Here is a 9,230-nt window from a genome sequence, read left to right on the forward strand (position 1 = left end):
GCCCAGTCGCTGCCGTCGCCGAGGTCGCCGCCGTCCCCGCGTATGGCCAGGGAGCCGACCAGGGCCGTGGTGGCCAGCAGGGCCGCCGCTGCGGCGCCCACGGCGAGCCGGCGGCGCAGCCTGGCTCGTGTGGCCTGCCGCGCGCGTTCGGCCCGCAGCCGTTCGCGTGCGGTCCTGCCGGGCGCGTCGGCGGAGGTTCCGGCGGCCTTCAGTGGTCCGCCTGCTCGGTCGTCGGTTCTGCTCATGGTGCTGCTCTCCGTGTGACGGACGGGGTGAACGGGGCCGTCCCGCCCGGAGAGGTCCGGGCGGGACGGCAGGAGCGAAGCGGACCGGGCCGGTCAGGACAACGCCGTGATGGCCTGCCAGCCGCTGTTGCCCACGACGGTGGGACTGCCGGCCGCCTCCCGGTCGCCCGGCAGGAACAGCAGCCGTCCGGACGCGTCGGTGACCCACAGGTCGGCGACCCCGTCGCCGTCGGCGTCGCCGGGGGCGGTGATCAGCGGCCGGTCGGTGGTCGTCCAGCCGTCCCCGTAGGCCACGCGTCCGGCGGTGTTGCCCAGCGAGACCGGATCGGTGGCATCCGGGTTCTCCGCGTCGGGCTCTCCGCGGTGGAACCACAGCTCGCCGGTGGGGGTGTCCCGGACCAGCAGGTCGGCGTGGCCGTCGCCGTCCAGGTCACCAGGGGAGACCAGGGTGGTGTCGCGCCAGCCGCTGTCTCCGATGAGGACCGGCAGGTCGAGATAGCCGTTGGTGTAGCCGGGCAGGTACCATAGCCGGTCGCCGATGACGGCCACCAGATCGGTGGCGGCCGACTCGGTGCCGGCGTCGAGGTCGCCGACGGCGACGAGCTGGTCGAGGGAGGCCGGGTCGAGGTACTGGGTGTCCTCCTCGTCGGTGAACTGCAGGATCTCCTGCCGGGTGTCACCGGAGACGTGGCCGAGCCCGTTGTTGGGGTAGAGCCACAGCCTGCCGTCGCCTCGCCGGGTGATCAGGTCGGAGTAGCCGTCGGCGGTCCAGTCGCCGCGCTGGGTGATCAGCGAGCCGGTCCAGTCGCCGGTCGGGGAGACATCGACCCTGGGAGCGTGACCGCCGGAGCCGTTGCCGGGGTACAGCCGCAGGTTGCCGCCGTCGTCGACGGCGTAGAAGTCCGGATTCCCGTCGCCGTTGAGGTCCCCGGGCGCGTCGGTGACCCCGGCGCTCGCCGCGTAGAAGGTGTAGCGCTGGGTGTCGGAGACGTTGCCGGCCCGGTCGAGGCTCTGTACGTACAGGGTGTGCGGCCCGGTACTGGCGGGAGTGAGCGGGACATCCACCGAGCCGCCCGTGTCGGCGGGGCGCACGGAGTTCGTCGGAGGGTTCCGGTCCAGGCCGTACCGGTACTCGACCACGTCGGCGACCCCGCCACTGCCCAGGGTGAAGGTGCCCGGGGTGCGGGCCGGGGCGCCCAGGGTCCCGTCGCTGCCGTCCGGGTACTGGGCCGAGGTGACGGTGGGCAGCTGGGCGGGCCTCTGCGGGTCGAAGCCGAAACGACAGCCGGGGTCGCCCTTGGGGGGCGTCCAGTCGGACGCGGAGTGGGAGTCCAGCGCCCTGGCCTTCCAGGAGAAGTTCCCGTCGGCGGCGCCGGTGTGCTCGGCCAGCAGACTCTTGGAGACGGTGACGTGTGCGTAGGTGCCGCCGCTGCGCGAAGCGACCGTCACGGTCCTGTCCAAGAGCAGCCCCGGGTCCTCGTACCGCTTGCCGGTGGCCCACAGGTGGAACTGAACCCGCACGTCACCGCCGTCGGGATCGGAGACATAGGCCGTCAGCCGCACATCGGTGTTGCCCAACCACACCCGTGGGGCGGTGTAGCCGCAGTCGGTGCCGTTGTGGGTACTGGGGCTGGTGTCCAGATTCCAGGGCTCCTTGGGAACCCGGTTGTAGTCGACGATGAGCTTGGGGTTGGGACTGAACCGCTTCCAGCCGTAGGTGTCGGTCTCGCTGCTCGCCCGCAGTCCGAAGGTGATATTGCTCCACCCCTTGGCGGCGGCCTGCCGCGCGGCCTCGGTGGCGTCGAAGTCGACGCCCTTGTCGGCACAGCCGTACGTCTCGTTGCCGTGTGCGGCGTTGAGAGTGTCCAGCTTGGTGCTCCAGGAGGGCTGCCTGTTCCAGGTGGTGGATGAGCTGATCGCTCCGGTCAGCCACAACTCCACCGGCCGGGCGGAGCAGGACCACGAGTGGGTCATGGTGATGTTGAACTGCGCGTCCAGCACCTGTACCCCGGCCAGGTCCCTGGCGCCCATCCGGAAGAACGAGCGGGCGGTGCCGCCGGTGGCCGACTCGTAACCCACTCGCGCGTCCTTGGCGCTGCTGCCCCAGCCCGTGCCGTTCCAGTAGGAATTGTTCGGACGGGGCTTGTAGGCGGTGGTCCAGGCCTCGCGGTCGCCGGTGAAGCGAGGGTCGATGTAGACGGGGAAGGTGGTGTCGGGTGAGGAGAGCAGATCCCGGTCGGGAGAGAGGACCAGGGCATGCTCCGACACCTCGACGCCCACCGCGGCGCTACGGGTGCCCGGATCGAAGTCGTCACCGGACAGGACCGGGGCGTCTGCGGTGGTCTGCTCGGCGGAGGAGTCCCACATCCGGGCGGTGGAGGTGGCGAACACCGTCTGTCCGGCCGGGTTCTGTGCCGTCAGCGCATTGGTCTCCCCGTCAAGGCTGACGGTGAGCCCTTCGGTCTCGAAGCCGAAGGAGATCTCCCGCAGCGCGGCGTTGTTCGCGGCCTGGGGCGTCTTGACGACGAGTACCTGGGAGAATCCGTCGACGTCGGCCGCCAGCGCCAGGTCGACGCCGGGCAGGACGTCGGGATAACGGGCGACACTGTCCTCCAGCACCGGCTCAGGGAGCGGATCAGGCCATGACAGGGCCAGGGTCCGGCCCTGGTCGGCCATCTCCACCAGCGGCCCTTCGCCCCCCGCGGAGAAGGTGATGCTGCCTGCGGCGGCTCTGGGCGCCACCCGGCCGTCCGCCTTGGCGAGGGTGGTGTCCACCGGTGTCCACCCGCCGTCGCGCCGTACCCGTACGGGGCGCGCGTGCTGGGTCAGACGCAGGGTGCCGTCAGGCTGGGCGTGCACCTCGCTGGATTCGGTGCGCAGCGCGGTGACCTCGACCGCCTCGCCGCTGCGGGCGGCCCGGTCCAGCGCCCGCTCCTCGGCCGTGGCCCCGGCCGGCAGGGCGCCGGACCCGTCCGCGTAGGCGGCGGGAGGGAGAAGAGCGAGCGAGGCGCCGACCAGCACGGCCGTCAGGGCCGCGCCGCCGAACGGTCTGCGCCGCACCGGCCGCTGGAAACGTCCACCGGGCATAGCGGGCTTACCTCCAGTGCTTCCTTACGTGTCGTCAACTGCCGCGAACGGTAAAGCCTTTGCTCTTTTTTGAGTCTGACGGGTCAGATCAAGTCAACAGTTGACCGAAACGGTTGTCAGGGGAAGTTGTGCCGTCTTAGTGTTCGGCCGATTACAAGATCTTCAGATTTTGGAGGCAGGGTGGGGACGCGGGCCGAGCAGGTCCTCTGGCAGCTCAAGTACCTCGGACACTGGCGGCGATCGGTGACCTTGGTGACGTTCGTCGCCATGTTGATCACCCTGCTGCCCCAGGCCGATGTCGCCGCGGCGGCAGCGCTGAGGAGCGAGCCGCCAGCGCCGAAGCACGAGCGCCCGGTCCCGGGCCGGGACCACAAACCCGGGAAGAAGACCGGGCCGGACGACACCGCCCGGGACTGGCGCCCCCCGCTCGGCACCTGGCGGGCCGCCTCCGATGTGCTGCCGGTGGCAGAGACGGACGGCGACGGGAGTGAGGCCCGGCCGCACCCGGCCGACCCCGCCCGCCCCGCGGACCGCCTGCCGGCCCTGGACGCGAGCGCCGACATCCCCGTCACCCTGCGTCCGGCCGGTTCCACGGCGAAGACCGGCGGGAAGGCGCCGGAGAAGAACGGAGCCGGGAACCGGAAGCGGGCCGGTACCGGCGACCTGGCCCGCGTCGAGGTCAGGTCCCCGGCAGCCGCCCGCCGGATGGGCGTGGACGGCGTACTCCTGACCGTCGCACCCGCGCCGGCGCAGAACGTCCTGGCCGGCCGGAAACCCGCGTCCGGCCGGGTCGGCGTCGAGATCGACTACTCCTCCTTCGGCCAGGCATACGGCGGCGACTGGGGCTCCCGCCTCACTCTCGTCGAGCTCCCCTCCTGCGCGCTGACCGGCCCCGCCGAGCGGGACTGCCGCGAGGCGACCGCGCTGCGCAGCGTCAACGACCCCGCCGAACGGACCCTCACCGCCGAGGTCACGCTGACCGCCGCGCAGCCGACGGTGCTGGCCGCCGTCGCCTCGGCCTCCGGGGCCTCCGGCTCCTACGCCGCCACTCCGCTGTCCCCCTCGGGCTCCTGGATGGCCGGCAGTTCCTCCGGCGGCTTCTCCTGGACCTACCCGATCGAGGCCCCCGAGGTCCCCGGCGGGCCGCAGCCCGAGGTGGCCCTCTCCTACTCCTCCCAGTCGGTCGACGGCCGTACCGCGTCCACCAACGCCCAGTCCTCCTGGGTCGCCGAGGGCTGGGACTACGAACCCGGCTTCATCGAACGCCGCTACCGCTCCTGCTCCGACGACCAGGGCGACGGCGCCAACAACACCACCAAGACCGGCGACCTGTGCTGGGGCTCCGACCAGGTGGTGATGTCACTCGGCGGCAGCTCCGGCGAACTGGTCAAGGACGACAACACCGGCACCTGGCGCCCCGCCGACGACGACGGCTCCCGGCTGGAGCGCCGGACCGGCGCGGACAACGGCACACGGGACGGCGAGTACTGGGTCCTGACCACCACCGACGGCACCCGGTACCACTTCGGCCTGAACAAGCTGCCCGGCGCCCCCGACGGCACGGTCACCAACTCCACCGCCACCGCCCCGGTGTACGGGAACCACCCCGGCGAGCCCTGCCACGCGAGTACCTTCACGGCCTCCTCCTGCACCCAGGCATGGCGCTGGAACCTCGACTACGTCGTCGACCCGCACGGCGACGCGATGAGCCTGTGGTGGGCGAAGGAGACCAACCGCTACGGCGCGGCCGGCAAGGACGACGGCGTCGCCTACACCCGGGCCACCCACCTCAGGCGCGTCGACTACGGCCAGCGCGCCGACACGCTCTTCACCGCGCGGCCCGCCGGGCGGATGAACTTCACCGTCGCCGAACGCTGCCTGCCCACCGACTCCTTCGACTGCGCCGAGTCCAAGCGGACCGCCGCCAACGCCAAGCACTGGCCGGACGTCCCGCTGGACCGCCAGTGCAAGGCCGGCGAGAGCTGCAAGGGCAAGAACACCCCGACCTTCTGGTCCACCAAGCGCCTGGTGGAGATCGACACCCAGGTGCTGGCGGGCACCGAGCTGAAGACGGTCGACTCCTGGAAACTGAAGCAGTCCTTCCCCGCCACCGGCGACGGCACCTCCCCGGCACTGTGGCTGGAATCCATCACCCGCACCGGGCACGCGGCGGACGGCACCACCGCGTCGATGCCCCCGGTCTCCTTCCGCGGCATCCAACTGGACAACCGCGTCGACGGTGTCGAGGGCCTGCCGCCCTTCTCCCGGCACCGGGTCAACGCCATTGACACCGAGACCGGCGGCACCATCGCCGTCACCTACTCGGAGAGGGACTGCCGGGCCCTGGAGCCCAAGCGGATGCCGGCCTCACCGCACACCAACACCATGCGCTGCTACCCGCAGTACTGGACACCCGAGGGTGCCTGGGAACCGGTGCGGGACTGGTTCCACAAGTACGTGGTGACACAGGTCCGCGAGGAGGACAACGTCACCGACGCCCCGCCGAAGACCACCAGCTACGAGTACCTCGGCGGCGCCGCCTGGGCCTACGACGACAGTGAGTTCGCCGAGGCCAAGCACCGCACCTGGAGCCAGTACCGCGGCTACGAGTGGGTCCGCACCCGCACCGGTGGCGGCGACGACGTCAAGCAGCTCACCGAGCACCGCTACTTCCGCGGCATGAACGGCGACCGGCTGCCCGACGGCGGCAAACGCTCCGTCACCGTCGCCGACTCCGAGGGCGACACCGTCGCCGACGAGCCGCAGTACCAGGGCCAGCTCCGCGAGGAGACCACCTACGCCTTTGACGGCGGCCCGGTGGAGAACGCCACCGTCTTCACCCCCTGGTCGAAGAGGACCGCCTCCCGCGCGCGCAAGGGCACCACGGCTCTGGAGGCGTACATGGTGCGCCCGGCCACCACCCGCACCCGTGAACGCGGCGACGGCGGCACCTGGCTGCGCTCCACCGAGACCACCACCTACGACGACCACGGCCTGCCCGTCACCGTCGATGAGACCACCACCGGCGGCACCAGGCGGTGCACCACCACCACCTACGCCCGCAACGCCGCCAAGCACATCGTCGACACCGAGATCCGCGAGGTCACCACGGCGGCCGGCTGCGGCACCGCAGGCGCCACCGTCCTGGACGACACCCGCACCCTCTACGACGGACAGGCGTACGGCCGGGCGCCGACGCACGGCCTGGTCACCGAGGTCCGTGAACTCGACGCCGACGGCAGCGGCCACATCACCACCGACCGCACCGAGTACGACATCCACGGCCGGGAGACCGCCACCTGGGACGCCGAGGGCCGCAAGACCACCGTCTCCTACACCCCGGCCACCGTCGCCGTCCCGACGCAGACCGTCACCACCGACCCGCTCGGCCACACCGAGACGGTCGAGTTCGACCCGCTGCGCGGCCTGCCGCTCGCCGAGACCGACGCCAACGGCAAGCGCGCCGACATGGAGTACGACCCGCTCGGCCGCCTGCTGAAGGTCTGGGAGATGGACCGGGACAAGGCCACCCAGAGCCCCTCGGCCACCTACGACTACGACATCCGCCGCGACGCGCCCACGGTCGTCACCACCCGCACCCTGAAGGACAACGGCGACTACGCGGTCTCCCACGAGATCCTCGACGGCCTGCTGCGCACCCGGCAGACCCAGGACGAGGCCGTCGGCGAGGGCCGGATCGTCAACGACACCTTCCACGACTCCGCCGGACGCGACTTCAAGACCAACGACGGCTACCACAACACCGCCGAGCCCTCCACCGACCTGCTCGTCGTCGGCGACAACGAGGTGCCCTCGCAGACCCGCGTCACCTACAACGGCCTGGGCGAGCCGATCGCCGAGACCGTCTACTTCCGCGGCGAGGAGAAGCACCGCACCACCATCGAGCGCGACGGCGGCTCCACCACCACGGTGCCGCCCGGCGGTGACACCGTCACCACCACCTTCACCGACGACGAGGGACGCGTCTCCCGGGTGCGCGAGTACACCGAGGAGGACCGCGGCGCCTGGCGCGACACCGTCTATCACTACGACGCGCTCGACCAACTGGTGAAGATCACCGCCCCCGGCGGCGCCGAGACCACCTTCACCTACGACGCCCGCGGCCGCCAGACCTCGGTGACCGACCCCGACGGCGGTACCACCACCTACACCTACGACAACTCCGACCGCGTGGTGGCCACCACAGATGCCCGCGGCAATACCCTCCACACCGACTACGACGCCGGAGGCCGGCCCACCGCCGTGCGCGAGGACGGCCCCGACGGCCCCCTCCGCCTGGAGTGGACCTACGACACCCTCGGCAAGGGCCTGCCCGTCGCGGCCGTCCGCCACCACGGCGGCCGGGAGTACCGCGAGGAGGTCACCGGGTACGACAAGGCCTACCGACCCACCGGCACCCGGACCGTGATCCCCGAGGACGAGGGGCTCATCGGCGGCACCTACACCTACAAGTACAGCTACACGCCCACCGGCAACCTCTCCTGGGCGGAACTGCCCGGCATGGGCGGCCTCACCCGCGAGCGTGTGGTCTTCCGCTACAACGCCGACGGCCTGCCCGTCTCCATGGGCGGCGCGGCCAACTACGTGACCGATGTCCAGTACTCCGCCTTCGGCGAGGTGCTGCGCACCGAGGCCGGCGCCACCGGGAAGAAGGTGTGGGCCTCCTACGAGTTCGACGAGTTCACCAAGCGGCTCACCCGTGCCGTCTACGACCGGTCCATCACCCCCGGCCGCATCGACGACGTCCGCTACGCCTACGACGAGGCGGGCAACGTCACCGGCATCACCAGCACGCCGGGCCAGGCCGCCACCGCCGACCCCCGCCCCGACACCCAGTGCTTCACCTACGACCGGCTGCGCCGGATGACCTCGGCCTGGACCGGGGAGGACACCGAATGCCAGGACGGCCCCGATGCCGGGACCGTCGACGGCACCAACCCCTTCTGGCACACCTACGCCTACGACGCGGCGGGCAACCGCACCAGAGTCGTCGAGCACGATCCGGACGGTGACACCGCCAAGGACGTCACCCGGACCTACCGCTACGGGCAGGAGGGCGTCGGCGGTCCCAACGCGCTCGCCGAGGTCACCTCCACCGGCCCCGGCGGCGAGCGGCTGAACACCTTCGACTACGACGCGGCGGGCAACACCACCAAGCGCCGGCGCGGCGGCAACACCCAGACCCTGACCTGGGACGTGGAGGGTCAGCTGGTCAAGGTCTCCGAGCCCGTGGAGGGCGGCGGAGCCAAGGAGACCTCCTACCTGTACGGGCCCGACGGGGAACGGCTGGTCCGTACCGGGCCGGACGGCGCCAAGACTCTCTACCTCGGCGAGATCGAGCTGACGGCGAACGACGCCACCGGTGAGGTCGGGGCCCAGCGCTTCTACGAGCACCCCGACGGCTCGGCCACCGTGCGCAGCACCGGAGGCGGGCGGCAGCTGATGCTCGCCGACCACCACGGTTCGACCAACCTGCTGGTGGACATGGCCGATCCCGCCATGGCCGTCACCCGCCGGCAGCTGACGCCGTTCGGCGAGCCGCGCGGCACCGCTCCGGCCGACTGGCCCGGACAGCGCGGCTTCGTCGGCGGGACCATGGACCCGGACACCGGTCTGACCAGGCTCGGAGCCCGCGACTACGACCCGGCCACCGGGCGGTTCATCTCGGTCGACCCGATGGTGGACTACACCGACCCGGCGACGATCAACCCGTACGCCTACGCCAACAACGCGCCGGCGACGTTCTCCGACCCGGAGGGCCTGTTCTTCCCGATCCTGATCGGCATCGCCGCCCGGATCGCCGTCCAGGCCGCCATACGCGCCGCCGCCCGCTACGCCGCGCGCCGCGCCGCCCAGGCCGCTGCCCGAGCGGCGGCC

At 71.6% G+C, this 9,230-nt stretch carries 2 protein-coding genes and 1 pseudogene; 1 reads left to right on the top strand and 2 read right to left on the bottom strand.

The window, feature by feature from the left end; genetic code table 11:
- Positions 1-245: pseudogene (locus tag AC2CJA_RS19935) on the bottom strand (hypothetical protein); the annotation flags it as partial.
- A gap of 93 nt (positions 246-338) precedes the next feature.
- Positions 339-3,332: a DNRLRE domain-containing protein gene (locus AC2CJA_RS19940; protein ID WP_484604057.1), complete on the bottom strand. Its 2,994-nt coding sequence runs from the start codon at positions 3,330-3,332 to the stop codon at positions 339-341.
- 180 nt (positions 3,333-3,512) lie between these two features.
- Here AC2CJA_RS19940 and AC2CJA_RS19945 point away from each other — a divergent pair.
- A partial coding sequence (locus AC2CJA_RS19945; protein WP_484604058.1) for an RHS repeat domain-containing protein occupies positions 3,513-9,230 on the top strand: 5,718 nt, incomplete at its 3' end.

It is taken from the genome of Streptomyces sp. ATLC9, assembly GCF_057196705.1.

Excerpts from the sequence above, each read along its gene's own strand:
- AC2CJA_RS19940 (WP_484604057.1), bottom strand. The coding sequence starts at position 3,332 with ATGCCCGGTGGACGTTTCCAGCGGCCGGTGCGGCGCAGACCGTTCGGC.